Here is a 24934-nt window from a genome sequence, read left to right on the forward strand (position 1 = left end):
AATTCGCCGGCGTGCGTTACGCCTCTTCTTCTATCACTAGCTTCCAGCCGGTAACATCCTCCCAGTACGCCTGCTCACGCTCTAAATCGAGCTGGACCAGCGTATTCTGGCTGAAGTATCCGGCCGGGAAGCGCAGCGTCCAGTGCCCTTCGTTGGTGGTCAATGTCAGCCGCTCCGGGCGATTGGTCGCCTGGCGCTGATTATTCAGCAGCGTGCCAAGACGCAGCAAAAACACCAGCGGCAGGATCTGTTTCTTTTTAAACAGCGTAAAACGCGGCAGATCGTCACTCTTGATCGCTTTACGGTGATAGCGTACCAGCGTAGCCAGCAGCAACTGTTGATCCTGATTAAAACCGGGCAGGTTGGTGTTTTGCAGGATATAGGCCGAGTGGCGCTGCATACCGCTGTGGTTGATGGTTAAGCCAACTTCGTGCAGCAGTGCCGCCCACTGCAGCAGCGATGCGAGCTGAGGATTAGCCAGTCGGGGATTTTGATCGCGCCACTGTTGCCAGAGTTCATCGGTGGTTTCCAGCACGCGTCGCGCCTGATCGCTGTCGATATTGTAATGATTCGCCAGGCTCTGTGCGGTACGGCTACGAATATCCTGATGGCGGAAGCGGCCTTCCATCTCATACAGCACCCCTTCGCGCAGGGCGCCGTCGGAAAGACGCAGCTCGCGGATCGCCAGCGCATCAAATACGCCGCAAAGGATGGCCAGACCCGGCACAAATACCGCTTTCCGCTCTTCCGACAGGCCAGGCAGGCTCAGCGCGGCGAAGGATTTGTGCTTCATCACTTCGTCATACAGCCTTTCCAGCCGCTCCGGCGTCACCTGTTTCTCTTTTTCGCCCATCGCCTGCAGCACTTCGCAAGCAGCCTTGATGGTGCCGGAAGCGCCCAGCGCGTATTGCCAGCCGAGCAGCCGATATTGCCAGGCCAGCGTTTCCAGTTTTTGCGCCGCAGCCAGACGCGCGCGGCGGAAATTTTCCTGACTAATCACACCGCCGGGAAAATAGAGATTGGCGAAGCTGACGCAGCCCATACGGCGGCTCTCTACCAGCTTGGGTTCAAAATCTTCCCCGATTACCAGCTCGGTAGAGCCGCCGCCGATATCAATCACCAGCTTGCGGCCTTTTTCCGGCTGTGTATGCTCAACGCCCATAAAAATCAGGCGCGCCTCTTCATGACCAGAGATCACTTCAATCGGGTAGGGGATCACTTCCGCCGCGCGCCGCAGAAAATCTTCTGCATTAACCGCCTGGCGTAGCGTATGCGTACCGACAATGGTCACGTTCGAGGCGCTGAAGCCTTGCAGACGCTCAGCAAACAGCGCCAGACAGCTAAGTCCGCGCTGGATAGCCTCTTCGCTCAGCACGTTATCCGCGCCCAGCCCGTCCGCCAGGTGCACGCGCTGTTTCAGACGGCCCAGCACCTGCATTGCGCCATCCACCACGCGGGCAATGACCATGTGAAAGCTATTGGAACCGAGGTCAATAGCGGCAAATTCTTGCGGTCGTGGCATATTCTTATGGGATATCGGCATAGTGAGTTATTCAGGTTGTTCCAGAGATTTGATGTATTCGTAAATGGCCTGCTGCGCTCGCACCTTACGGCGGTTTCCACGCGGCACATAACGGTTACTCAGTTCTTTATCAATAATGCGGGCTTTTACAGTATCACTTAACAGGATGGCAATAATATCCAGCACGCGCTGTTTCAGAACAGGATCAAGGATGGCCACCGCCACTTCAATGCGGTAATCGATATTGCGCGTCATCCAGTCGGCGGAAGAGAGAAAGACTTTTTTATCACCGCCGTTATCAAAAATATAAACGCGATCGTGCTCCAGATAGCGGTCAACAATGCTGGTTACGCGAATATTGTCGCTGATCCCGTCAAGATTAGGGATCAGTGAACACATGCCGCGCACCAGCAGATTCACTTTCACGCCCACGCTGGAAGCGGTATACAAACGATCCACCAGACCTTTATCAACCAGGTTATTCACTTTCAGTGTAATCCCTGCCGGGATACCCTGCTGCGCGTTGGCAATTTCTTCATCAATCAGTTGATAGAGCATGCGGCGCGAGTTCTGCGGCGACACCATCAGATAATCAAAGCTTACCGGGCGATAGGGGTTTTCAATAAAGTTAAATACCCGGCGTACCTCATTGGTGATACGCGCATCGGCGGTAAGCAGGGAGTAGTCGGTATAAATGCGCGCGGTTTTTTCATTGAAATTACCGGTGCCGATATGGGCATAGCGCACAATTTCATCGCCTTCACGGCGCGAAATCAGGAACAGCTTGGCGTGAATTTTCAGGCCCGGCGCCGAGAAGATCACATGCACGCCCGCTTCGGTGAGGCGCTTGGCCCAGTGAATATTGGCCTCTTCATCAAAACGCGCCTGCAGCTCTACCACCACCGTCACTTTTTTGCCGTTATAGGCGGCGTGGATCATCGCATCAATAATGCGTGAGTTCTTCGCTACGCGATAAATATTGATCTTAATCGCCAGCACACTGGGATCGAATGACGCCTGACGCAGCAGCTCCAGCACATGTTCAAAGGTGTGGTAAGGATAATAAAGCAGCACGTCATGATTACGGATCGCATCGAAACCGTTGCGAAAGCCGTCGAACCAGATATGCCGTAGCTGCGGCATCGGCTTGTTCACCAGATTGGTTTTGCCCACGTTCGGAAAGCTGATGAAATCTTTGAAATTATGATAACGCCCACCCGGGACGATAGAGTCGTAATTAGAGATATTCAGCTTATTACGCAGCAGCTCAACCATCGCATTGGGCATATCGCGCTGATAAACAAAGCGCACAGGCTCGGCGGTAAGACGCTGTTTGAGGCTGGAGGACATCAGTTCCAGCAGGCTCGATTCCATTTCGGTAACCAGATCGTACTCGGCGTCACGCGTCATTTTCATGGAGTAGGCGTTAAGCGCGTCGTAGTCAAAAAAGCCTTTGAAAATATCGTCCAGGCAGTAACGCAAAATGTTATCCAACAGGATCATCGGCTTGCGGCGGCGTGGCGACTCTGCAGGCAGATTAACAAAGCGCGGCACTTTATCAGAGGGGATTTCCAGCAGGGCATAGCGGATATCTTCGCCGCGAATAATCTCCACCGCCAGATAGGTGTAATCATCCTTCAGGAACTCAATCAGATCGGTATCGTGATTTATCAGAATCGGCGTCACATGCTGGCGCAGCTCATGCTTAAAGTAGTGACGCAGCCAGCTTTGCTGATTAGGCGACAGCTGCCGTTCGTTAATCAGGAAGATCTGATTACGCGCCATCTCCAGCAGCAGATCGTTATATAAACCATCGAACTCCTGATCGGCCCGCAGGACGCGCTGCTGAATTTTCTTTAGCAGATGACGCGGCGTGTTGGGTGACCCCTGTTCCTCGCCAATCAAAATGCGCCGCTTCAGGTCGGCAAAGCGCACCTTATAAAACTCTTCCAGGTTATTCGAATAAATGCCCAGAAAGCGCATGCGCTCGATCAGCGGGTTAGTCTTGTCTGCGGCTTCCTGCAGTACGCGTTCATTAAAGGATAACCAGCTCAGTTCTTTTTCTATGTAAAGCTTTTCCTGACCCATTATGGCTCCGTTGTGCTGATTTGAGACGAGGGTATCCAGTTTCCGATTTCATTATGGCGAGAGTATGGCAGCAATGTCTAACCTCAATGGTTGTCATATCAGAGAGCTACGGGCAACATAGCGGCTTCAATACAAGGAATCCGCAGGCACGATGATCGATAACCATATTCCCGTCAACTACAGCAACCGTACCCGGCGTTATGTTGACCGCCTGACCGCGCGTGCGATCGCTGCCTGTGGCGTCAGCGTGCTGCTGGTCATGATGCTGCTGTTTGTCTGGCTGCTGTGGGTAGTAATGCCACTGTTTGCCACGCCGTCCATGCAGGCGGGGCCGTCGCAGCCCGAGCTTTCGGCACAGCCTGCCGTCGCGCTGGGTGTTAATCAGGGCTGGGGCTGGCGTATCGATAGCCAGGGCGAAGGCCGCTTTTTTCCGCTGAACGGCGCTGCGCCTGAGCCATCTTTACAGCTGGCACGCGGGCCGGTAGTAAGCGCGGCGACCGCCGATAACAGCAGCCTACTGCTGTTACAGCCCGATGGCAATTTCCGACTGGTCCAACCTGACTTTAGCGCGGCGGACGCGATGCCGAACTGGAAGTTTCCGCTGGGCGATGGCGTTTTTGACAGCGGCGGCAGTGGCTTTACCCTGGCGGCCCTGGCAGCCAGCGGCGCGCAGCAGTGGCTGGCGGCGCTCAGCGATGGGCAGCATATCCGGCTGCTGCGCTTACAGGCCGGGCAGCCGATGCAGAGCGATATGCTGGCCAGCGGGCCAGTTAATCAGCTGTTACTGACGCCCAACGGCTCGTTGCTGTTTGCCACCAGCGAGCACAGCTTACGCGTCTGGCAGATAAACGGCCAACAGGTCACGCTACGCGATACCTTTCCGCTGACGCATCCACCACGCCAGATGGCTTTGCTGAGCGGCGGGCGTTCGCTGTTGCTGGCTGACGAACGCGGCATCAGCCAGTGGTTTGATGTTGCCGATGAGCGAGGCGTACATCTGCATCGTATCCGCGATTTTGCTGGCGCGCGCGCGCAGCAACAGCTGATTACCGAGCCGCAGCGCCGGGTGTTTGCCACCATCAGCGCCGCTGGCGAACTTCAGATGTTCGCCAGCAAGCGAGAGGGCGTTTTTTTTCGCCACGCGCTGGGCGAGGGCGTACAGCAGGCGCAATTTGCGCCGTCGGGCGATGGGTTGCTGATCGAACGCACTGACGGCTGGCAATACTGGCGCATCGACAATCCCTGGCCCGATATCAGCCTGAAAAACCTGTGGCAAAAAGTCTGGTATGAAAACTATCCGCAGCCGGACTGGGTCTGGCAATCGACGGCGGTTGACGATCCTTATCAGGCGAAATTCAGTCTGGTGCCGATGGTGGCGGGTACGCTGAAGGCGGCTGCGTTGGCGATGCTGTTTGCCACGCCGCTGGCGCTGGCCGCGGCTATCTACACCGCCTGGTTTATGTCGCCGGCGCTACGTCGCTGGATCAAACCGGCGATGGAGATGATGGGCGCGCTGCCCAGCGTGGTGGTTGGCCTGTTCGCCAGCCTGTGGCTGGCGCCGCAGATTGCCGCCCGGCTTTCCGGCGTGCTGCTATTGCCTATTGCCCTGGCGGCGACATTGCTGCTGTGTGGGCCATTACTGAAGCGTCTGCCGTCGCGCTGGCGGCTGCTGGATGCGCCGGGGCGCGAGGTTTGGCTGCTGGTGCCGCTGCTGCTGCTGGTAAGTGCGCTCTCGCTGTGGCTGATGCCGCTGGCTGATACCGCGCTATGGGGCAAACCGCTGGCGGAGCGGCTGCCGGGCGGCTACGAGCAGCGTAACCTCCTGATCGCCGCGTTGGCGATGGGCTTTGCACTGGTGCCGCTGATTTTTACCCTGGCGGAAGATGCCATTTTCAGCGTTCCGGCTGCGCTGGGGCAGGGGTCGCTGGCGCTGGGTGCCACGGCGTGGCAAACCCTGTCACGCGTGATTTTGCCCAGCGCTGCCTCGGGAATTTTTGCCGCATTGATGATTGGCTTTGGTCGGGCGGTAGGAGAAACCATGATTGTATTGATGGCCACCGGCAATACGCCGGTGACCGAAGGCGGCCTGTTTCACGGCGTGCGTGCGCTTTCCGCCAATATTGCCGTTGAGATGCCGGAAGCGGCGGCAGGCAGCGCGCATTATCGCATCCTGTTTCTCAGCGCGCTGGTGCTGTTGGTGTTTACGCTGATATTGAATACGCTGGCGGAAGTGGTGCGACAGCGCTTGCGTCGTCGTTATGGTCAGCATGAGGGGCAGGGATGAGTGCGCTAACGCAAAACGATCGCTGGCGCTGGCTGACGGCAGGCGCAGTAACCTTTAGCCTGCTGGCGTTTCTGCTGCTGTTACTGCTGCTGGCCTGGCAGGGGCTGCGCCATTTTTGGCCGCAGCCGGTTACACTGTTTACGCTGGCCCAGCCCGCCGCCGGAGAGGCGCAGCTGTTGGGCGAAGTGGTGAGTACCCAGCGCCTGTCGCGTCAGCAGCTGATTGATGCCGGTCTGCCGCAGGCGCAGCAGTTGCCGGAGCAGGTTACGCGCTACTTAATTAAAACCGGTAACCGCGACGTCTCCGCCTCTGATTTCCGCACGCTGCTGGAAAGTGATATTCAGCGCCGCGAACAGCCGCCGGAGGTGCTGGTGCTACAGCGGCGCGTGGGCGGCGATGCGCTGGGCTGGTTTGCCGGTCTCTATGAGAATCAGCAGCCGCTTACGGCGCAGAATATGCAACGCGCCCTGCAGGAGCGCCTGCAGCAAACGCATCAGTTGCTGGAGCAGGCTGAGCGCATCCGCCGTCATGAAATGGCGCATATCACGGCGCAGCTTGAGGCACTGGAAACCGAAGCGTTAGAGCTGAAGGCCAGCGGCAATGATAATGAGCAGAAAAGATCGATGCTGATGGCGAATCGTGTGGAACTGCAGCGGCAGTTTGTGGGGCAGGCGGAGCGGCGTGCTTCACTGTTACAGGAGAGCGCGCGTAATACGCTGATGCTGCGTGATGCGAACGGCCAGCTGCACCGCATTCCCCTGGCGCAAATCCGTGACGCCTGGTATCCCAACGCCATGACGCTTGTTCAAAAATGGCAGCACTTTTTGCAGCAGCTGTGGCATTTCGTTGCCGTTTCGTCGGATGATTCCCCGGGCGAGGGCAGTGCTTTCCCGGCTATTTTCGGCACTGTGCTGATGGTGTTGTTGATGTCGGTGGTGGTGATGCCGCTGGGGGTGGTGGCCGCCGTCTGGCTGCATGAGTATGCCGATCGGCATGCGTTAACCCGGCTGGTGCGTATTGCGGTGGTTAACCTGGCGGGCGTACCGTCGATTGTTTATGGCGTGTTTGGTCTTGGGTTTTACGTCTGGCTGATTGGCGGCACGATTGATCAGCTTTTTTACGCGACATCACTGCCTAATCCGACCTTTGGTACGCCGGGTCTGCTGTGGGCGTCGCTAACGCTGGCATTGTTGACCTTGCCGGTGGTGATTGTTGCGACCGAAGAGGGACTGTCGCGCATTCCTGCCAGCCTGCGCCACGGCTCGCTGGCGCTGGGCGCGACCCGCGCGGAAACGCTGTGGCACGTTACCCTGCCGCTGGCGCTGCCCGCCATGCTAACCGGATTGATTCTCGCCGTGGCACGTGCGGCGGGCGAAACGGCACCGCTGATGCTGGTGGGCGTGGTGAAAATGGCCCCGGAACTACCGGTAGACGGCGTTTTCCCTTACCTGCATCTTGATCGTAAGTTTATGCATCTGGGCTTTCAGATTTACGATCTGGCATTTCAAAGTCCCAACGCCGAGGCCGATCGTCCGTTGGTATATGCCACGGCGTTGCTGCTGGTGACCATTATTCTTGGCTTAAATCTTACGGCGATGGCCTTACGCCATCGTCTGCGCGAGCGTTACCGCTCGCTGGTGCAATAACGGTGAGGACCATGACCGCTGAAATCGACACTGCGCTAACCATCAATAATCTTTCGCTGTGGTATGGCGACAAACAGGCGCTGGATACCGTTAGCCTGCAGATCCCGAAAAATCGCATTACCGCTCTTATTGGCCCTTCTGGCTGTGGTAAATCCACGCTGCTGCGCTGCCTTAACCGCATGAACGATGTGATTGATAACTGTCGCGTTGAGGGCGAGGTTCTGCTCGATCGGCGTAATATCCTCGAGCGCGGCGGCGATCTCTCGGCGCTGCGGCGGCGCGTCGGCATGGTTTTTCAGCGACCCAATCCGTTCCCCAAATCGATTTATGAAAATGTGGTTTACGGTTTACGTCTGCAAGGCGTGCGCGATCGACGTATTTTAAACGAGGCGGTGGAGCGGGCGCTGCGCGCTGCGGCGCTGTGGCCTGAGGTGAAGGATAGCCTGCGGCAAAATGCGCTGACGCTCTCCAGCGGCCAGCAGCAGCGGCTGGTGATTGCGCGCGCCATTGCTATTGAGCCGGAAGTGCTGCTGCTGGACGAGCCGACGTCTGCGCTGGACCCGATCTCCACGCTGGTGATTGAAGAGCTAATGACCACGCTGAAGCAGCATTTCACGCTGATTCTGGTAACGCATAACATGCAGCAGGCGGCACGCGTCTCTGACTACACCGCTTTTATGCACCAGGGAAAGATGGTGGAGTTTGCTGATACCGATACGCTGTTTACCACGCCACGACAGCGACGCACCGAGGATTATATAACCGGGCGTTTTGGCTGAAAAAGAACAGAGCCAGCAGGCTGGCTCTGGAAGATGATTTACGCACGCAAGGCGCAAGAAACTAATCGCCCGCGTAGCCCTGGGGCGGAAGTGGGTTGCCATCAAGCCAGGCGGTGTTATCACGCATCACTAAGCGGCCCTCAACGAACCAGTTAATTACCAGCGGATAGATCGCATGTTCCTGATGCTGTACGCGCGCGGTGACCTCTTCTTCGCTGTCGCCGCTGAACACCGGCACGCTGGCCTGTAGAATCACCGGGCCGCCGTCCAGCTGGTCAGTAACAAAATGCACCGAAGTACCATGTTCGCTGTCGCCGTTGGCGATGGCCTGGCGGTGCGTATGCAAGCCCGGATATTTTGGCAGCAGAGAAGGGTGGATATTCAGCAGTCGATCCTGATAGCGCGCGACAAAAACCGGGCTAAGGATACGCATATAGCCCGCCAGCACGACCAGATCGGGCGCATATGCATCGATTTCGCGGATCAGCTGGCGATCAAAATCTTCACGGCTTTCATAAGCGGATGCGGAAAGCGCATGGGCGGCAACGCCCGCGCTGCGGGCGCGCTCAAGGCCAAACGCGTTGGCCTTATTACTGAAAACCGCCGCCACGCGAGCGTTGATCCGGCCCTGCTGACAGGCATCGAGAATCGCCTGCAAATTACTGCCGTTACCCGATATCAGCACGACCAGCCGTTTCATTTGATAACCACACGCTCTTCTGCGTCAGAGGCGCTAATCACGCCAATTTTCCACGCCTGTTCGCCTGCGGCGTTCATCAGCTCAACCGCTTTATCCGCTTCAGCAGCGCTTACCGCAATCACCATGCCGACGCCGCAGTTAAAGGTGCGGTACATCTCATGACGACTGACGTTGCCCGCCTGCTGCAGCCAGTTAAAGACTGCCGGCCATTGCCAGCTGGCTTCATCAATCACTGCCTGAGTGTTTTCCGGCAGCACGCGCGGAATATTTTCCCAGAAGCCGCCACCGGTGAGGTGGGCGATGGCATGCACATCGATCTGCTCAATCAGGTTAAGAATATTTTTAACGTAGATGCGCGTCGGTGCCAGCAGATGATCGGCCAGCGGCTTGCCGTCGAGCTGTTTGCTTAACGGATCGGTCTGGCTGACTTCAAGAATTTTGCGTACCAGGGAGTAGCCGTTAGAGTGCGGGCCGCTGGAAGCGAGGGCGATCAGCACGTCGCCATCCTGCACTTTGCTGCCGTCAATGATTTCTGACTTTTCCACCACGCCGACGCAAAAACCTGCCACATCGTAATCTTCACCGTGGTACATGCCTGGCATCTCTGCGGTTTCACCGCCAACCAGCGCGCAGCCCGACTGTAGACACCCTTCAGCGATCCCGCTGATAACGGCGGAAGCGGTATCGACATCCAGCTTGCCGGTGGCGTAGTAATCAAGGAAGAACAGCGGTTCAGCGCCCTGGACCACCAGATCGTTAACGCACATGGCGACCAGATCGATGCCGATGGTGTCGTGGCGCTGCAGATCCATCGCCAGACGCAGCTTGGTGCCGACGCCGTCAGTGCCGGAAACCAGCACCGGCTCGCGATATTTTTGCGGCAGCGCACAAAGCGCGCCGAAACCGCCGAGGCCACCCATTACTTCCGGACGACGGGTCTTTTTCACCACGCCTTTAATACGATCGACTAACGCGTTGCCTGCATCAATATCAACGCCGGCGTCTTTATAGCTGAGAGAGGTCTTGTCGGTCAAAGCGGTTTCCCCACGCGGTTTTGCGGTTTGAATTAAAGCGGCGCAATTCTAACAGCGCAGGCAAACGTTTGCGAGACCAGCGTTGCAGATTCTTTATTTTAGATGATGCTTAACAGAGCGCGGAGGTTTTGCTGTTTATTGCCCGATCGCATATGGCGCAGCAGGCAAAAGGCGGTATAATCCGGCGATTTTTTTTTCCGCTCAACACTCCGGGAGTACAACAATGAAGATCGTGGAAGTCAAACACCCGCTCGTCAAACATAAACTGGGCCTGATGCGTGAGCAAGACATTAGCACCAAGCGCTTTCGCGAACTGGCATCTGAAGTGGGGAGTTTGCTGACCTACGAAGCCACCGCCGATCTGGAAACAGAGAAAGTAACCATTGAAGGCTGGAATGGTCCGGTAGAAATCGACCAGATCAAAGGCAAGAAAATCACCGTTGTCCCGATTCTGCGTGCCGGTCTCGGCATGATGGAAGGGGTGCTGGAGCATGTGCCAAGCGCGCGCATCAGCGTGGTAGGCGTTTATCGTGATGAAGAGACGCTGGAGCCGGTACCTTATTTCCAGAAGCTGGTTTCTAACATCGAAGAGCGCATGGCGTTGGTAGTCGATCCCATGCTGGCCACCGGTGGCTCAATGATTGCGACGATCGATCTGCTGAAAAAAGCGGGCTGTAACTCAATCAAGGTGCTGGTATTAGTGGCTGCGCCGGAAGGTATCGCCGCGCTGGAAAAAGCGCACCCGGACGTTGAGCTCTATACCGCCTCTATCGATCGCGGCCTGAACGAGAAAGGCTACATTATCCCCGGTCTTGGTGACGCGGGCGATAAGATTTTCGGAACCAAATAACGATTCAGCCGACCGCAGAGTCGGCTTTTTTCTGCCAAAAAACAGCCCAGAGGGATACTCCATGACTCGTCGCGCGATTGGCGTTAGCGAACGCCCACCGCTACTGCAAACGATACCGCTCAGTTTTCAGCATCTGTTCGCGATGTTTGGCGCTACGGTGCTGGTGCCGGTTCTGTTTCATATCAATCCGGCTACGGTGTTGTTGTTTAACGGCGTCGGTACCTTGCTCTATCTCTTTATCTGTAAAGGAAAAATTCCCGCCTACTTAGGCTCCAGCTTTGCTTTTATCTCGCCGGTGCTGCTACTGCTGCCGCTTGGTTATGAGGTGGCGCTGGGCGGTTTTATCCTGTGCGGCGTGCTGTTTTGTCTGGTGGCGCTGATTGTGAAAAAAGCCGGCACCGGCTGGCTGGATGTGATGTTTCCTCCGGCAGCGATGGGCGCGATTGTCGCCGTTATCGGGCTTGAGCTGGCGGGTGTTGCAGCAAATATGGCCGGCCTGCTACCTGCCAGCGGCGCGACGGTCGATAGCACTGCGGTAACCATTTCGCTGGTGACGCTGGCGGTCACCGTGTTTGGTTCGGTGCTGTTTCGCGGTTTTCTCGCCATCATTCCAATTCTGATCGGCGTACTGGCAGGCTATCTGCTGTCGTGGGCGATGGGCATTGTAGACTGGAGCGGAGTAGAGGCTGCTCCGTGGTTCGCGCTGCCGACTTTTTATACGCCGCGCTTCGAATGGTATGCGATGCTGACGATTATCCCGGCTGCGCTGGTGGTTATCGCCGAGCATATCGGGCATCTGGTGGTCACGGCGAATATCGTGAAAAAAGATCTGATTCGCGATCCAGGGCTGCATCGCTCAATGTTCGCCAACGGTTTCTCAACCATTATTTCCGGCTTTTTCGGCTCAACGCCGAACACCACTTACGGTGAGAATATCGGGGTGATGGCAATTACCCGCGTGTACAGTACCTGGGTTATCGGCGGCGCGGCGATTATCGCTATTCTGCTCTCCTGCATCGGCAAGCTGGCAGCGGCAATTCAGGCGATTCCGGTGCCGGTAATGGGTGGGGTTTCGCTACTGCTGTATGGCGTAATCGGCGCATCCGGTATTCGCGTACTGATTGAATCAAAAGTGGACTATAACAAGGCGCAGAACCTGATCCTGACCTCGGTGATTTTGATTATCGGCGTTAGCGGGGCGAAGGTACATATCGGCGCGGCTGAACTGAAAGGTATGGCGCTGGCAACGATAGTTGGCGTGGCGCTGAGCCTGATTTTTAAAGTGATTAACGTGCTGCGCCCGGAAGAAGTCATTCTGGACGCGCCGGATAAATCGCCGGAGTAAAATCTACAAGCAGAAAAGGCGCCTCAGGGCGCCTTTTCTATCGCTGCTGCCGATGCCACGGCTCTCATTCAGCGACCTGGAAAAAATCGCATTCTGAATGCCAAACCAGCCCAGCAGGCTGATAGCGATAATCAGACCTGTCAGCACTGAACCCAGACGGCCTTTATCATGAAAAGGGGCCGTGAGAGTTTCAGATAAACTGAATGCTTTTTTCAGGCAGGCGATAAGGAATATAACTATCAAGCTGTGCGTGAGAACAATATTCTTCTAACTGAGCAAAAGAATGTACATCCGCTTTTTGATAGATGTTATAAATACGCTTTTGAATGGTTTTACGGTTGGCATTATATATTTTGGCTATCTCCTTAACGGAAAGTCGCTGCAGCATAAAAAAAATAATATCCAGCTCCGACTGGTTAAATAAGTCACTGGAAACGTCGGTGATTAATACGCTGGGCTTCTGCTGATTAATCTATTTATGTGGCGTCAGGTAAACTTTACCGAACCAGTAATGGGTTTCGATTACTGTGGTTTGGCCGCGCGTTCTCGCCTCTTTTTCCGCCTACAACATCAGCTGACGGCCAAAGCCACGGGCGCGATAATCATCACTCACCCAGAGATATTGCACCTCCAGTCCGCCCCACCAGGTGCAGGCGACCAGACCGCCGGCATTATCGTTCAGTTCAATGCATGAACCGCCAAATAAAATAAAGATTTTTTAGTGAGTAAGACATTTTACTGATTGCCAACATCAGGAAATTTCATTTTCTTTTACCGCAGAGACGGCCCGCAATGCTGTGGGGCAGCCTAATGCTGCGATTTCATTTCATGTGAAAAGATGTGTTAAACTACTGCGGTTTTTAGCCCGTTCACGCTTGAGGTGCTTCTGAACACGCCGGCACAACTTTCACTGCCACTCTATTTACCGGATGACGAAACTTTCGCCAGTTTCTGGCCGGGAGAAAATTCGTCCCTGCTGGCTGCACTGAAAGGCGCTTTAGCGCAGGAACATGGCAGTTATCTCTATTTCTGGTCACGCCAGGGTGGCGGACGCAGCCATCTGCTACATGCCGCCTGTGCTGAAATGTCAACGCGCGGCGATGCCGTTGGCTATGTTCCGCTTGATAAACGTACCTGGTTCGTGCCGGAAGTCCTGGATGGCATGGAACAGCTTGCGCTGGTTTGCATCGATAATATCGAATGCATTGCCGGAGAAGATGAGTGGGAGATGGCGATCTTCGATCTCTATAACCGCATTCTGGAAACCGGAAAAACGCGTCTGCTGATCACCGGCGATCGCCCGCCGCGCCAGCTTAATCTTAAGCTGCCAGATCTCGCTTCACGCCTCGACTGGGGCCAAATCTATAAATTACAGCCGCTCTCGGATGAGGATAAGTTGCAGGCGCTACAGCTACGCGCCAGCCTGCGAGGTTTCGAGCTGCCGGAAGATGTGGGGCGTTTTCTGCTAAAGCGACTGGATCGTGAGATGCGTACGCTATTTACCACGCTGGATCGTCTCGATCGGGCTTCCATTAGCGCCCAGCGTAAGCTCACTATTCCGTTTGTGAAGGAAATTCTGGCGCTGTAGGATGATTAACGCCCTTTTTGATATTGCCCGAAGCGCAGCTGTAGCTGACGCAGCTGATCGATACGGGCGTCATAGCGCGCCTGCGTCAAACTGCCCAGCGTCACCTGCGCGCTGGCGCTGCTCAGCGTGGTGATCGCCTGATCTAACTGACCGGTTAACGCCAGCCCCTCTGCACGCGCCGACAGCTCCTCATCACGTCGGTTTTGTGCCGCCGACGCCTGCGCCAGCAGATCCCAACCGTTAGTATCGTCAGGATGCGCCCAGGTATAGCGATTCAGGATGCGGCTGGCTGCCGCAGGCTGTTTGGCCTCCAGGAGCGCATTCGCCAGGTTAAGCTGTAACACCGGGTCGTTACTGCTGGCTTTCTGCGCCATCAGACGCTTTACTGCCGCTTGCGGCTGATTCAGGCCTAAATCAATATCGGTCATGATATCCAGATACCAGACGTTGCCAGGATCTTTTGCCAGTAGCGGCTCGATAATCTTCTTTGCATTAGCAAAGCTTTTGGCTTCCAGGAACAACAGCGCTCTGCCGTATTGCGCAGCCTGCTGCTGACGTGCATTGCCTTTCGACCACTCTTCCAGCAAATCTTCGCCCAGCTGATTCTGCCCGGTAGCATACATGCCCAGCGCGCGGGCTTTCGCCATGTAGTAATCCTGCGAAGACTGCACCACTACCGGACGCATCTGGCTGGCCCGATTACGGGCATCGGCCAGACGGCTGTCCGGCAGCGGGTGCGTCAGCAGAATTTCCGGCGGCTTAAAGGCGAAACGGGACTGATCCGCCAGCTTCTGTAAAAAATTGGGCATCGCCTGCGGATCGAAACCTGCACGCTGCAAAACCTGAATACCGATCCGATCCGCTTCCTGTTCGTTGTTCTGCGTAAATGAGATCACCCCCTGCCGCGTGCCCGCCAGAGTACCGGCTAAACCCGCCATACCCGCCTGTGGATTAGCCATTGCCAGCAGAATTGAACCCAGCGCACCCACCCAGGTGAGCGGGGCGTTACGCTGCTGCTCTTCCATCGCACGCGCCAGATGACGCTGAGTCACGTGCGAAATTTCGTGCGCCAATACCGAGGCGAGCTGACTTTCATTGTCGCTGGTACGGAACAGGGCTGAATGCAGCACAACGTTACCGCCAAAGAAGGCGAAGGCGTTTATTTCATCATTGCGGATCAGGTAGAAATAAAAAGGCGTGCGCACTGAATTGGCGTGCGCGACCAGCCGCACGCCAAGCTGATTAATGTACTGGTTAAGCAGGGGATCGTTGATCAGCGGTGCGCTGGCCCGCAGCTGGCGGACGTAAAAATCGCCCATTTGCAGTTCCTGATTGATCGATAACGTACCGCCTGCGGTGGTGCCAATATCGGGAAGCGTATCAGCGACGTCGGCCTGGGAAGGAAGCACGTTGCCAGCCAGCAGCGTGATCATGAGTGAAGCGATCACAGTTTTCTTCAAGCGATTAAACATACATCTTCCCCAGGGCAAAGAGTAACGTTTCGACCGATCCCGGTCCTGATAGTTCATATTCCAGCGCAGCAGCCACGCTCAGGGCGTTATCTTAGCGAGGTAAACTGCATAATGAAATGGCTGTTTAAGCCTGATGCCATAAGGGAAAAACAGTGAGTCAGGTCACGGTGGAAGTTCAAAGTTGTGTAAACTTATTCAGAGAAACTGAAAGTGGCATGAGATTTGATTAAGCATCTTCTGAAAATCAGTTGTTGATAATGTAGAGGGATTTTTAAAATCGTTAATAACACTGATGGTATGGTTAAAAACGGTCTCTGCTGTGGATTTTAGAATGGTCTTGTTGATAGGTTTATTTCAACAAAAAAGGATGAGATTAAGGTCCAGGGATAATTAAAGAAAGCGCACCATTACCTGTTTTTCTTTGTTTGTTTTCTGTTTTATATCGGATCGCTTTGAGGGGGGCTTCTTGTAAGGTAATTCTTAAGACTCCGTTCCGGGGATTAAATGGCATTAATTAACGAAAAATAAAGAAAACAACGATGATTGTTGTGGGTTATTTTTTCTTGTTGAAAGTACTTCGATAATGTCGCTGCGTAACCTGTATTTCCCTGCTAAGACTCTGTGATATAGATAAAAAAGGCCGCTAAGAGATAGAGGTGGAGATTCCCTCCTGGCGCCGCTGAATATTCATCGGAGAGCAAAAAAAATGCGTTATGCAGTTAAGGGTTTTTTGTTGGCTTCTCTGCCAGACGCAGGCGGGGCGGGAGTTTATTTAGCGGCAGGGTTCAGCAATAAAATTATGTGGCAAATAAAACGCAGTAACAGATCGCGAGCGTCTCTCGGATGAGATATTTCTTATCTTATCGAAGGGCGCTTGTTCGCCTGAAAATCGGGAAAAGGTTCTGCTGCAAATATAATACTTTCAGTTTTCTATGACTAACATCCTCTTTTAAAGGAGTGCTTTTTTATGCGTCCCGTAACTTATATCGTCGTGGCGGCTCTGGCCGGTTTTGTCGGCGGTAATGTGCTTCAGGCACCACAGCTCTATGACAAAGTCACTAACCATATCGCTAACAGCAAAAGCGAGCCGGAAGGCTTCTGGTCAACGCCAGCTATCGCTAACTATGGCAAAATTCATTACGTGGATACGCCCGCTTATAATCCGCGTAATGATGCTAACCTCAGCAATAAGATCGTCTTTCAGCTTAATAAAAACGACGGTGACATCAAGGATCCGCACCTGGGCCTGGAGCGCGTCGCGCGCGTTGTTAACCTCTATTATGCGGCAGGTATTCCGCTGAATAAGCTTAACTTTGTGGTATCAATGAACGGCGATGCCGTGATTGCCGGGCTGAATAATGAAGAATTCCATAAAGCTTACGGTATCGATAACCCCAATCTTAAGTTGATCAGCGAGCTGGAAAAGGCGGGCGTAAAAGTCACGGTTTGCGATCAGTCGGTGGCCTTCCATCATATTGATCGTGAGTGGATTGATAAATCAGTGACCCATACTATTTCCAGCGGGACAACCGTTGCCACGCTGCAAAATCAGGGTTATGCGCTGTTAATGCTCTGATTATATATCTTTTTCTCTCTCTGTTGCGCTATCCAAAATGACACCGCCAGTGGCGGTGTCATTTTTTGCATTTTCACCCAGCTTATTCCTTTCCTGCTGCTCAGGCTTACTTACCAAACTAAGAAAAATCTTAATAAACTGCGCTGAGTCGTTTTTCTGTCTGCTCAATCCATGTACAATTGAGACGTGCATCTCACCAGGGCACCTGTAGCACGATAAGTATTGATAATAAAAGCACCACAAGGCGCAAAAGAAATGATAAACACAATGGAGGCGAATCCATGTTAAGGCTGCCAAGGCCGAAAACGGATTTGCGGACGCTTATTACCCTGCTGGCTGTGGCCAGTATCGTTATTACCCTTGCTAATTCCTTGTACGCCGCCTGGCGCGTTCAGCGTGAACAACTGATCACTAATACGCTGGAGGCGAACCGGGTTTATGCTGCCAAACTGGCTGCCTCGACCGGGCAGTTTTTTCAGCAGGCTCAGTCACAGCTGGCCTGGAGCGCTACCGAGCTTAGCGAGCGCTTTGATGATGAAGCGCTGTTACAGAAAGAGGTTGAGCGTCTTCGGCAGCAAACCAACAGCTTTAATTCGGTGGTGGTTGTTGATGCCGCCGGTTGGGTGCGCGCAATCTCACCTGAGTCGTTGACGTTGAAGGGCACGCAGTTGCATACCGACAGCGCGCGTGAAGCGCTGGCGCGGCGCACCGCGTTGATTGGGCAGCCCAGCCTTTCGGCGGCAAATAACCTGATCGTGTTTGTTTCCCGCCCGGTTTGGTCTGCGGCCGGCAGCTACCTTGGGTACATTGGCGGCACCATTTACCTGAAGCGTAAAAGCATTCTGCATGAACTGCTGCTTAGTCAGTTTTACCGTGACGGAACGCAACTTTATGTGCTGGATCGCAATAACCGCGTGCTTTATCACCAGAATGGTCAGATGGTTGGGAAGAAAATTGCGCCGCTGCTGCATCAGGATGCGATCGCCTATGCCAGCAGCGGCTATCAGGAAGTTACCGATGAGCGGGGCGTGCCAATGCTGGCGGGCTACGCGCACGTGCCGGACTCCGACTGGACTATTCTGGTGCTCAAGCAAACCAGCGTGACGCTGGCACCGCTTAGCAGCCTGTTGTTTCAGGTCATACAGCATTCGCTGCCGCTGGCGCTGATAACCCTGGCAGCAGCCTGGCTGCTGGCGCGGCTGATCGCCATGCCGCTGTGGCAGCTGGCGCGTAAAGCGGGCCAAATGGATGAGCAGGATGCCGCCATGGAAATTAGCCGTATCCGCTCCTGGTATTTTGAAGCATCGCAAATCAAGCGGGCACTGCTTTCCGGTATCGGGCTAATGCAAACCAAGATCGGCCAGCTGAAATCTGAGGCGCAAACCGATCCGCTGACGCAGTTGCTTAACCGCCGTGGCCTGCAGGCGGTGCTGGACTACCTTGCCACCACGCGCCAGCCTTTTGCCGTGCTGGCGCTCGACATCGATCATTTCAAGCAGGTTAATGATACCTGGGGACATGGTGCTGGCGACCGGGTTATCCAGCAGGTGGCGCAACAACTGAAAAGCTATGCACGGCAAACGGACGTAGCCTGCCGCAGCGGCGGTGAAGAGTTTTTAATGATCCTGCCGGGAGTCGATCATGACACGGCGATGAAGATGGCGGAACGCTTACGCCAGGCGACGCAGCGTCAGGCGATCGATCCGGTTGGTGAGGTGACGCTGTCGATTGGGGTCAGCTGCTGGTTATCCGATCGCGAGGCGATTTCATCCTGTTTCCGGCGCGCCGATGAGGCGTTGTATCGCGCTAAGCGCGGCGGTAGAAACCGTGTGATTGCCGCAGCGGCGCAATCAGAGAACGAGACGCCGCTCTATGAAAGCTAACGCTTAAGGTTGTTCTGTTTTCTGCCGCGCATTTCAGTACAATCGTCAGCCTTGTTGATACGGGAAGGATACGCCGTGCTGGCTCTTTTGATTCAATGGTATCGCCGTCGCTTTAGCGATCCGGAGGCGATTGCCCTGCTGGTAATATTGCTGGCAGCTTTTTTTATCCTGTTTTTTTTCAGTGACTTGCTGGCGCCGCTGCTGGTGGCGCTGGTAATGGCTTATCTGCTGGAGTGGCCTACAGTGCGTCTGGAGCGGCTGGGCTGTTCCCGCAGCTGGGCCACCACCATTGTGCTGGCGTTCTTTGTAGGCATTCTGTTGCTTTTTGTGCTGGTGGTCGCGCCGGTTGCCTGGCAGCAGGGCATCCATTTAGTGCGTGACATGCCGAATATGCTGAATAAGCTTTATACCTTCTCTGCCGGACTGCCGGCACGGTTTCCGGCGCTGGCCGATGCCGGTATCGTTGATATTGTGATCGAGAATTTGCGAAGCCGACTGTCAGGCGTTGGCGAGTCAGTAGTGAAATATTCGCTGGCTTCGCTGGTGGGCTTGATGACGCTGGCAATCTATCTGGTGCTGGTGCCGCTAATGCTCTTTTTCCTGCTAAAGGATAAGCAGCAGATGCTGAATGCGGTGCGCCGTGTGCTGCCGCGCAATCGCGGTCTGGCGGGGCAGGTCTGGAGCGAGATGAATCAGCAGATCACCAACTATATTCGCGGCAAAGTGCTGGAAATGGTGGTGGTCGGTGTCGCGACCTGGATCGCTTTTCTGGTGCTGGGGCTGAATTACGCGCTGCTGCTGGCGGTATTGGTTGGGCTGTCGGTGCTGATCCCTTATATCGGTGCGCTGGCGGTTACCCTGCCGGTGATCTGCGTGGGGCTTTTTCAGTGGGGGCTGGGCAGCGATTTCTGGACGATGATCATTGTCTATCTGGTTATCCAGGCGCTGGATGGCAACGTGCTGGTGCCGGTGCTCTTCTCCGAAGCGGTAAATTTACATCCGCTGGTGATTATTCTTGCGGTGGTGATTTTCGGCGGGCTGTGGGGCTTCTGGGGCGTGTTTTTTGCCATTCCGCTGGCGACGCTTATCAAAGCGGTGGTCCATGCCTGGCCTGAGGATACTTCAGGCGGTGAGTTTCAGTAAGGTTGTGTGGCGTCGTTGACGCCACGCGTTTTCTCAGACTGATTTCAGATATGCCATCACAATATCGTAGTGATTGCTGGTTTTAAAATCATCGAAAACCTTCTCAACATAGCCGTTGGCATCAATCAAAAAGCTGATGCGGTGAATGCCGTCGTAGGTTTTCCCCATAAAGGTTTTCTCTCCCCAGACGCCAAACTGTTGGCTGACTTCATGGTTTTCATCCGAGAGCAGCGTAAAATTTAACAGCTCTTTTTCGGCGAAACGAGACAGCTTTTCCGGCTTATCGGTACTGATACCCAAAACCTCTACGCCCGCTTTTTTAAATTCATCCATATTGTCACGCAGGCCGCACGCCTGAATGGTGCAACCGGGCGTCATCGCTTTGGGATAGAAATAGACCAAAACGCGCTGTCCCTGGAAGTCGGTTAAATTTACTTGTTCGCCGTCCTGATCGGGCAAACTAAATTTCGGTGCGATATCACCGGCTTTCAGTGGATTCATCACTCATCTCCATTTTTTCATCATGCTGCGGATAATTGACCACGCTAATAGTGCCTTGCGCATGAAGTTCTGTACATAGGGCGTGAAACGCCTGCTCGATTAATGTCGCGTCCCGGTGCGCCGGGCTGTGAGCCGTAATTTGAATATAGAGCAAGGGTGGCTGATGTTCTTGCGTTAACTGAGTGCGCGAAACCAGTTCTGCGATATTCATCTGGTGTGAATCAAAGAGATCGGTAAAGCGTTCGATAATATGCGGCGAGTCGTTGACTTCCACCTGCACCCAAACGGTTTCCGGCATCGGCGGTCGGCGGCTGGCATTGGTGCGCTTCATTACAATCAGCAGCTCCATCTCGGCACCTTTCAGCGGCAGCGTAGACTCAATTAAGGTAATCGCGTTCCAACTGCCGGAAAGCAGCATGATAAAGGTAAACTCTTCACCCAGCATGGCCAGGCGGCTGTCTTCGATATTACAGCCGCAGCTGCTGACGTGACGAGTAATGGCATTGACGATCCCAGGACGATCGACGCCCAACGCCGTAATAACTAAAAAGTGTTGCGGTGTTTGCGGCAAAATAACTTTTCCTGTGGGGTAAGCTGATAAGTAATGGTAATAACCCGTAGGTAAACATAAAAAATACCCTCTGCCAAGCGCTCCCGGCCCCTGGTCGCTTGCTTTTCCCCGCCGGTCAAACGTACCATGAAGTACTTGTTTGTCGAGGGGATGGCCAATGTTCACGGGAAGTATTGTTGCGCTCGTTACGCCAATGGATGACAAAGGTAATGTCTGCCGTGCGAGCCTGAAAAAACTGATTGATTATCATGTCGAGAGCGGAACATCCGCCATCGTTTCTGTGGGAACCACCGGCGAATCCGCGACGCTTAGCCATGATGAGCACGGCGATGTGGTGATGATGACGCTTGACCTGGCCGACGGTCGTATTCCGGTGATTGCCGGAACCGGCGCGAATGCTACCGCAGAAGGCATCTCTCTGACCAAACGCTTTGAAAATAGTGGCGTTATCGGCTGTCTTACCGTAACGCCTTATTACAACCGCCCAACGCAGGAAGGGCTGTATCAGCACTTTAAAGCGATCGCAGAAAGTACCGATCTGCCACAAATGCTGTATAACGTACCCTCGCGCACCGGTTGCGATATGCTGCCTGAAACGGTGGCGCGCCTGGCGAAAATCAAAAATATTATCGGGATCAAAGAGGCAACCGGGAACTTATCCCGCGTCAGCCAGATCCAAGAGCTGGTTGATGATGAGTTCGTGCTGGTTAGCGGCGATGACGCTACCGCACTGGACTTTATGCAGCTGGGCGGCCACGGTGTGATTTCCGTTACGGCAAATATCGCCGCACGTGAAATGGTTGAACTGTGTCGGCTGGCGCGCGAAGGCAACTTCGCCGAGGCGCGTCATCTAAACCAGCGCCTGATGCATCTGCATCAGAAATTGTTTGTTGAATCTAATCCTGTTCCGGTGAAATGGGCCGCGAAAAAACTGGGATTAATCGCGACCGATACCCTGCGCCTGCCAATGGTTCCGTTATCCGCGGCGGCGTGTCCGGTTGTGGAGCAGGCGCTGAAAAATGCGGGTCTGCTGTAATTTAGGGAGAGTTAATGGCTTATTCAGTAAAAAAGTCCACGGTTGCGACTATCGTTGGGCTATCCACGGTGATGCTGCTGGCAGGATGTTCCAACGATCAGCGCTATAAGCGTCAGGTCAGCGGAGATGAAACATACCTGCAGGCGGCTGAGCTGCAGGATTTACGCGCGCCGGCAGGAATGATTCTGCCGCTGCAAAATGGAGATTACGACGTGCCGCGCGCCAACGCGAACGGCGCGATGGGCAAACAGTTGGACATTCGTCCGCCCGCTCAGCCGCTGGCGCTGATGAACGGCGCACGTGCGCAGTTTAGCGGTAATACCGGCGTGTTGATGATGGAGAACAGCCGCAGCGGTTCAATCTGGTCACAGGTGGTCAATGTGGTGCAGTCTTACCACTTCCCGATCGCCGCGCGTCAGGATGCCAGCCAGCAACTGACCACCGACTGGGTGGAGTGGAACCGTGCGGATGAAGACAACCAGTACCGTGGCCGCTATCAGATCAGTGTGCAGCAGCAAGGGTATCAGCAGGCGCTGACCGTAAAACTGCTGCAGCTGCAGCAGGCGGGTAAAGATATTACTTCGCCAACGCAGATCCAGCGTTATACCGCGCAGATGCTGAACGACATCAGCACCGGTCTGGATAAGATGGATACTGCCGCACAGGATGCTGCAGCTAACCGCAGCGCCGCACAGATTGATGTGCAGAGCGGCGCGGATGATACCGGCTTGCCGAACCTGATTCTGCGTGCGCCGTTTAATGTCACCTGGCAGCGTTTGCCGGCGGCGTTGAAGCGTATCGGCATGGAAGTGACCGACAGCAACCGTTCGCAGGGCAGCATGGCGGTTACCTATAACGCGCCGGGCGACAGCACCTGGGATGAAATCGGTGCTAAAGATCCGCAGTTGCCGAACGGCGATTATAAGCTGCAGGTCGGCGACCTCGATAACCGCAGCAGTCTGCAGTTTATCGATCCGAAAGGCCACGTACTGACGCAGTCGCAAAACGACGCGCTGGTGGCGGTCTTTCAGGCAGCCCTGAGCCAGTAAAAAAAAGGCCGGAAAACTCCGGCCTTTTTTATTGAATTTTGGCATAATGTCGCGCCACGACGTAAACGATTGCGTCGTGTGGTTATGACCATTCACACTTTTCCCAGTTTGGAGTTTATCAAGATGCAAAAGCTAGCTGAGTTGTATCGCGGCAAAGCGAAAACCGTTTACAGCACCGAAAACCCGGATCTGTTGGTACTCGAATTCCGCAATGATACGTCAGCAGGAGACGGCGCACGTATTGAACAGTTTGATCGCAAAGGAATGGTAAACAACAAGTTTAACTATTTCATCATGCGTAAGCTGGAAGAGGCGGGCATTCCAACCCAGATGGAAGCGCTGCTCTCAGATAACGAAGCGCTGGTAAAAAAACTGGAGATGGTGCCGGTTGAATGCGTTATCCGTAACCGCGCGGCAGGTTCGCTGGTGAAACGTTTGGGCGTGGAGGAGGGGATCGTCCTCAATCCCCCGCTGTTCGATCTGTTTTTGAAAGATGATGCCAAACACGATCCGATGGTCAACGAATCCTACTGCGAGACTTTTGGCTGGGTAAATAAAGAGAATCTGGTGCGCATGCGTGAGCTGACCTACAAGGCTAACGAGGTGCTCAGCAAACTGTTTGACGATGCCGGTCTGATCCTGGTGGACTTCAAGCTGGAGTTCGGTCTCTACAAAGGCGAAGTCACGCTGGGCGATGAATTTTCACCAGACGGCGCCCGCCTGTGGGACAAGCAGACCATGAACAAAATGGATAAAGATCGCTTTCGCCAGAGCCTGGGCGGCGTGATCGAAGCTTACGAAGAAGTGGCACAGCGTCTGGGCGTTAAGCTCGACTAAACTTCCTGCCCGTGGCCGACGCGCATGTGCCGTCGGCCTGGTTCCCCAACATTGTTCCCCTCCGCTTTTTCCGTTACCCTTCCATTCCGCGTGCCGCCTGCTGGTTATTCAGCGCCGTCGCGACTAGAATTTGCCGTATTCGCCAGGAATCAGTAACAGGGGAAAGTCATGCGTTGGCAAGGGCGTCGCGAAAGCGACAATGTAGAAGATCGTCGGAATCAGTCTCCCACCGTGGGCTTCGGACGCATGCGCATTCCGCGTGGTAAAGGCGGGGTTATCCTGCTGGTGGTGGTGATAATTGCCAGTTATTACGGCTATGATTTGTCCCCATTGCTTACCGGCGGCGGGTCGGTTACTCAGCAAAGCCAAACGCAGCGTATCAGTCCGCAGGATGATGAAGCGGCAAAGTTTACCTCGGTGATCCTCGCCACAACGGAAGATACCTGGCAAAAACTCTTTACCCAGATGGGCAAAGAGTATCAGCCGCCGCATCTGGTTATGTACCGCAACGCTACGCGTACCGGCTGTGGCACCGGACAATCGGTGATGGGCCCGTTTTATTGCCCGGCGGATAGCACCGTTTATATCGATCTCTCTTTTTATGATGAACTGAAAAACAAGCTGGGTGCCGGGGGCGACTTCGCGCAGGGCTATGTTATTGCGCATGAGGTAGGTCATCACGTGCAGAAACTGTTGGGTATTGAACCGAAAGTACGCCAGATGCAGCAGGGCGCCTCACAAAGCCAGGTGAATCAGCTGTCGGTGAAACTGGAGCTACAGGCGGATTGCTTTGCAGGCGTCTGGGGCCACTATATGCAGCAGCAGCAGATTCTGGAGCCGGGCGACCTGCAGGAAGCGCTGAATGCGGCCGAAGCGATTGGCGACGATCGGCTCCAGCAGCAGAGCCAGGGACGCGTCACCCCGGACAGCTTTACCCACGGCACCTCGGAACAGCGTTACAGCTGGTTTAAACAAGGCTTTGATTCTGGCAATCCGGGCCGATGCGATACGTTCGCCGCCGCTAAATAAA

General features: G+C 54.6%; 21 protein-coding genes and 2 pseudogenes. 13 read left to right on the forward strand and 10 right to left on the reverse strand.

Annotation, left to right across the window (positions count from 1 at the left end; genetic code table 11):
- Positions 1 to 16: 16 nt before the first annotated feature.
- Complete coding sequence (gene ppx / locus ACQE3Z_RS01030; protein WP_426971718.1) at positions 17 to 1543, reverse strand: exopolyphosphatase; 1527 nt, start codon at positions 1541 to 1543, stop codon at positions 17 to 19.
- A gap of 6 nt (positions 1544 to 1549) precedes the next feature.
- Entirely contained in the window at positions 1550 to 3610 is a 2061-nt protein-coding gene (ppk1, locus tag ACQE3Z_RS01035) for a polyphosphate kinase 1 (RefSeq protein ID WP_085070783.1), read from the reverse strand.
- A gap of 151 nt (positions 3611 to 3761) precedes the next feature.
- Here ppk1 and ACQE3Z_RS01040 point away from each other — a divergent pair, with 151 nt between their 5' ends.
- Genes ACQE3Z_RS01040 through pstB form a run of 3 tightly spaced genes read left to right on the forward strand, consistent with a single transcriptional unit; the run spans position 3762 to position 8319 of the window.
- Complete coding sequence (locus ACQE3Z_RS01040; protein ID WP_426971719.1) at positions 3762 to 5894, forward strand: ABC transporter permease subunit; 2133 nt, start codon at positions 3762 to 3764, stop codon at positions 5892 to 5894.
- Positions 5891 to 7540 carry a phosphate ABC transporter permease PstA gene (pstA, locus tag ACQE3Z_RS01045; protein WP_426971720.1) on the forward strand — a complete coding sequence of 550 codons (1650 nt, stop codon included), beginning with the start codon at positions 5891 to 5893 and terminating at the stop codon, positions 7538 to 7540. The genes ACQE3Z_RS01040 and pstA overlap by 4 nt, the downstream gene beginning before the upstream one ends.
- Before the next feature lie 11 nt (positions 7541 to 7551).
- Positions 7552 to 8319: a phosphate ABC transporter ATP-binding protein PstB gene (gene pstB, locus ACQE3Z_RS01050; protein ID WP_085070789.1), complete on the forward strand. Its 768-nt coding sequence runs from the start codon at positions 7552 to 7554 to the stop codon at positions 8317 to 8319.
- A 61-nt stretch (positions 8320 to 8380) separates the two neighbouring features.
- On the opposite strand, the gene purN is transcribed toward pstB, so the two are convergent.
- Complete coding sequence (gene purN / locus ACQE3Z_RS01055; protein WP_426971721.1) at positions 8381 to 9019, reverse strand: phosphoribosylglycinamide formyltransferase; 639 nt, start codon at positions 9017 to 9019, stop codon at positions 8381 to 8383.
- Entirely contained in the window at positions 9016 to 10053 is a 1038-nt protein-coding gene (gene purM / locus ACQE3Z_RS01060; protein ID WP_250650563.1) for a phosphoribosylformylglycinamidine cyclo-ligase, read from the reverse strand. The genes purN and purM overlap by 4 nt, the downstream gene beginning before the upstream one ends.
- A gap of 223 nt (positions 10054 to 10276) precedes the next feature.
- On the opposite strand from purM, the gene upp reads away from it, so the two are divergent.
- Together upp and uraA are read left to right on the forward strand one after the other, a co-directional pair.
- Entirely contained in the window at positions 10277 to 10903 is a 627-nt protein-coding gene (gene upp, locus ACQE3Z_RS01065; RefSeq protein WP_085070795.1) for a uracil phosphoribosyltransferase, read from the forward strand.
- 61 nt (positions 10904 to 10964) lie between these two features.
- A complete protein-coding gene (gene uraA / locus ACQE3Z_RS01070) occupies positions 10965 to 12248 on the forward strand; it encodes a uracil permease (RefSeq protein WP_426971722.1) in 1284 nt (427 codons plus the stop codon).
- A gap of 190 nt (positions 12249 to 12438) precedes the next feature.
- On the opposite strand, the pseudogene ACQE3Z_RS01075 reads toward uraA, so the two are convergent.
- Together ACQE3Z_RS01075 and ACQE3Z_RS01080 are read right to left on the reverse strand one after the other, a co-directional pair.
- Positions 12439 to 12807: pseudogene (locus ACQE3Z_RS01075) on the reverse strand (helix-turn-helix transcriptional regulator); the annotation flags it as partial.
- A 6-nt stretch (positions 12808 to 12813) separates the two neighbouring features.
- A pseudogene (locus tag ACQE3Z_RS01080) lies at positions 12814 to 12912 on the reverse strand (GNAT family N-acetyltransferase); the annotation flags it as partial.
- A gap of 222 nt (positions 12913 to 13134) precedes the next feature.
- Here ACQE3Z_RS01080 and hda point away from each other — a divergent pair.
- Complete coding sequence (gene hda, locus ACQE3Z_RS01085; protein ID WP_237172496.1) at positions 13135 to 13836, forward strand: DnaA inactivator Hda; 702 nt, start codon at positions 13135 to 13137, stop codon at positions 13834 to 13836.
- 5 nt (positions 13837 to 13841) lie between these two features.
- Here the strand turns inward: hda and ACQE3Z_RS01090 are convergent, their stop codons facing one another.
- Complete coding sequence (locus tag ACQE3Z_RS01090; protein WP_426971724.1) at positions 13842 to 15308, reverse strand: M48 family metalloprotease; 1467 nt, start codon at positions 15306 to 15308, stop codon at positions 13842 to 13844.
- A gap of 967 nt (positions 15309 to 16275) precedes the next feature.
- On the opposite strand from ACQE3Z_RS01090, the gene ACQE3Z_RS01095 reads away from it, so the two are divergent.
- Positions 16276 to 16884 carry a DsrE family protein gene (locus ACQE3Z_RS01095; RefSeq protein WP_085070808.1) on the forward strand — a complete coding sequence of 203 codons (609 nt, stop codon included), beginning with the start codon at positions 16276 to 16278 and terminating at the stop codon, positions 16882 to 16884.
- On the opposite strand, the gene ACQE3Z_RS01100 is transcribed toward ACQE3Z_RS01095, so the two are convergent.
- On the reverse strand, positions 16885 to 17076 hold the full coding sequence (locus tag ACQE3Z_RS01100; protein WP_426971725.1) for a hypothetical protein: 192 nt from the start codon (positions 17074 to 17076) through the stop codon (positions 16885 to 16887). It abuts the gene before it with no gap.
- A gap of 89 nt (positions 17077 to 17165) precedes the next feature.
- Between ACQE3Z_RS01100 and ACQE3Z_RS01105 the strand changes: the two genes are divergently transcribed.
- Positions 17166 to 18767 carry a sensor domain-containing diguanylate cyclase gene (locus ACQE3Z_RS01105; RefSeq protein ID WP_426971726.1) on the forward strand — a complete coding sequence of 534 codons (1602 nt, stop codon included), beginning with the start codon at positions 17166 to 17168 and terminating at the stop codon, positions 18765 to 18767.
- Positions 18768 to 18842: 75 nt separating this feature from the next.
- Positions 18843 to 19910, forward strand: coding sequence for an AI-2E family transporter (locus ACQE3Z_RS01110; RefSeq protein WP_426971727.1), 1068 nt, complete (start codon positions 18843 to 18845; stop codon positions 19908 to 19910).
- Between the two features lie 33 nt (positions 19911 to 19943).
- Here the strand turns inward: ACQE3Z_RS01110 and bcp are convergent, their stop codons facing one another.
- Positions 19944 to 20411 (reverse strand): thioredoxin-dependent thiol peroxidase, encoded by a 468-nt coding sequence (gene bcp / locus ACQE3Z_RS01115; RefSeq protein WP_426971728.1) that lies wholly within the window; start codon positions 20409 to 20411, stop codon positions 19944 to 19946.
- Positions 20389 to 20982 (reverse strand): glycine cleavage system transcriptional repressor, encoded by a 594-nt coding sequence (locus tag ACQE3Z_RS01120; protein ID WP_085070818.1) that lies wholly within the window; start codon positions 20980 to 20982, stop codon positions 20389 to 20391. Before ACQE3Z_RS01120 ends, bcp begins: the two co-directional genes overlap by 23 nt.
- 157 nt (positions 20983 to 21139) lie before the next feature.
- Here ACQE3Z_RS01120 and dapA point away from each other — a divergent pair, with 157 nt between their 5' ends.
- The 4 genes from dapA to ypfJ all read left to right on the forward strand — a co-directional run bounded on the left by dapA (position 21140) and on the right by ypfJ (position 24933).
- Positions 21140 to 22018, forward strand: a complete 879-nt coding sequence (gene dapA / locus ACQE3Z_RS01125) for a 4-hydroxy-tetrahydrodipicolinate synthase (protein WP_250650555.1) — start codon at positions 21140 to 21142, stop codon at positions 22016 to 22018.
- A 14-nt stretch (positions 22019 to 22032) separates the two neighbouring features.
- The gene (gene bamC / locus ACQE3Z_RS01130; protein ID WP_085070822.1) at positions 22033 to 23067 is read left to right on the forward strand and encodes an outer membrane protein assembly factor BamC; all 1035 of its coding nucleotides are present in this window, start codon (positions 22033 to 22035) and stop codon (positions 23065 to 23067) included.
- A 123-nt stretch (positions 23068 to 23190) separates the two neighbouring features.
- On the forward strand, positions 23191 to 23904 hold the full coding sequence (gene purC, locus ACQE3Z_RS01135; protein WP_426971729.1) for a phosphoribosylaminoimidazolesuccinocarboxamide synthase: 714 nt from the start codon (positions 23191 to 23193) through the stop codon (positions 23902 to 23904).
- Positions 23905 to 24072: 168 nt separating this feature from the next.
- On the forward strand, positions 24073 to 24933 hold the full coding sequence (ypfJ, locus tag ACQE3Z_RS01140) for a KPN_02809 family neutral zinc metallopeptidase (protein WP_426971730.1): 861 nt from the start codon (positions 24073 to 24075) through the stop codon (positions 24931 to 24933).
- Position 24934: the final 1 nt, after the last annotated feature.

Source organism: Pantoea sp. FN0307, assembly GCF_050113815.1.
Lineage (GTDB): Bacteria > Pseudomonadota > Gammaproteobacteria > Enterobacterales > Enterobacteriaceae > Mixta > Mixta alhagi.

What these genes read in the sequence shown, in the direction of transcription:
- uraA (WP_426971722.1), top strand. Translation starts at nt 10,965, where the DNA reads ATGACTCGTCGCGCGATTGGCGTTAGCGAACGCCCACCGCTACTGCAA.
- ppx (WP_426971718.1), bottom strand. Translation starts at nt 1,543, where the DNA reads ATGCCGATATCCCATAAGAATATGCCACGACCGCAAGAATTTGCCGCT.
- ACQE3Z_RS01100 (WP_426971725.1), bottom strand. Translation starts at nt 17,076, where the DNA reads ATGCACGTCTCAATTGTACATGGATTGAGCAGACAGAAAAACGACTCA.
- bcp (WP_426971728.1), bottom strand. Translation starts at nt 20,411, where the DNA reads ATGAATCCACTGAAAGCCGGTGATATCGCACCGAAATTTAGTTTGCCC.
- pstA (WP_426971720.1), top strand. Translation starts at nt 5,891, where the DNA reads ATGAGTGCGCTAACGCAAAACGATCGCTGGCGCTGGCTGACGGCAGGC.
- purN (WP_426971721.1), bottom strand. Translation starts at nt 9,019, where the DNA reads ATGAAACGGCTGGTCGTGCTGATATCGGGTAACGGCAGTAATTTGCAG.
- pstB (WP_085070789.1), top strand. Translation starts at nt 7,552, where the DNA reads ATGACCGCTGAAATCGACACTGCGCTAACCATCAATAATCTTTCGCTG.
- bamC (WP_085070822.1), top strand. Translation starts at nt 22,033, where the DNA reads ATGGCTTATTCAGTAAAAAAGTCCACGGTTGCGACTATCGTTGGGCTA.
- purC (WP_426971729.1), top strand. Translation starts at nt 23,191, where the DNA reads ATGCAAAAGCTAGCTGAGTTGTATCGCGGCAAAGCGAAAACCGTTTAC.
- ppk1 (WP_085070783.1), bottom strand. Translation starts at nt 3,610, where the DNA reads ATGGGTCAGGAAAAGCTTTACATAGAAAAAGAACTGAGCTGGTTATCC.
- dapA (WP_250650555.1), top strand. Translation starts at nt 21,140, where the DNA reads ATGTTCACGGGAAGTATTGTTGCGCTCGTTACGCCAATGGATGACAAA.
- ACQE3Z_RS01040 (WP_426971719.1), top strand. Translation starts at nt 3,762, where the DNA reads ATGATCGATAACCATATTCCCGTCAACTACAGCAACCGTACCCGGCGT.
- ACQE3Z_RS01095 (WP_085070808.1), top strand. Translation starts at nt 16,276, where the DNA reads ATGCGTCCCGTAACTTATATCGTCGTGGCGGCTCTGGCCGGTTTTGTC.
- upp (WP_085070795.1), top strand. Translation starts at nt 10,277, where the DNA reads ATGAAGATCGTGGAAGTCAAACACCCGCTCGTCAAACATAAACTGGGC.
- ypfJ (WP_426971730.1), top strand. Translation starts at nt 24,073, where the DNA reads ATGCGTTGGCAAGGGCGTCGCGAAAGCGACAATGTAGAAGATCGTCGG.
- ACQE3Z_RS01090 (WP_426971724.1), bottom strand. Translation starts at nt 15,308, where the DNA reads ATGTTTAATCGCTTGAAGAAAACTGTGATCGCTTCACTCATGATCACG.
- ACQE3Z_RS01105 (WP_426971726.1), top strand. Translation starts at nt 17,166, where the DNA reads ATGTTAAGGCTGCCAAGGCCGAAAACGGATTTGCGGACGCTTATTACC.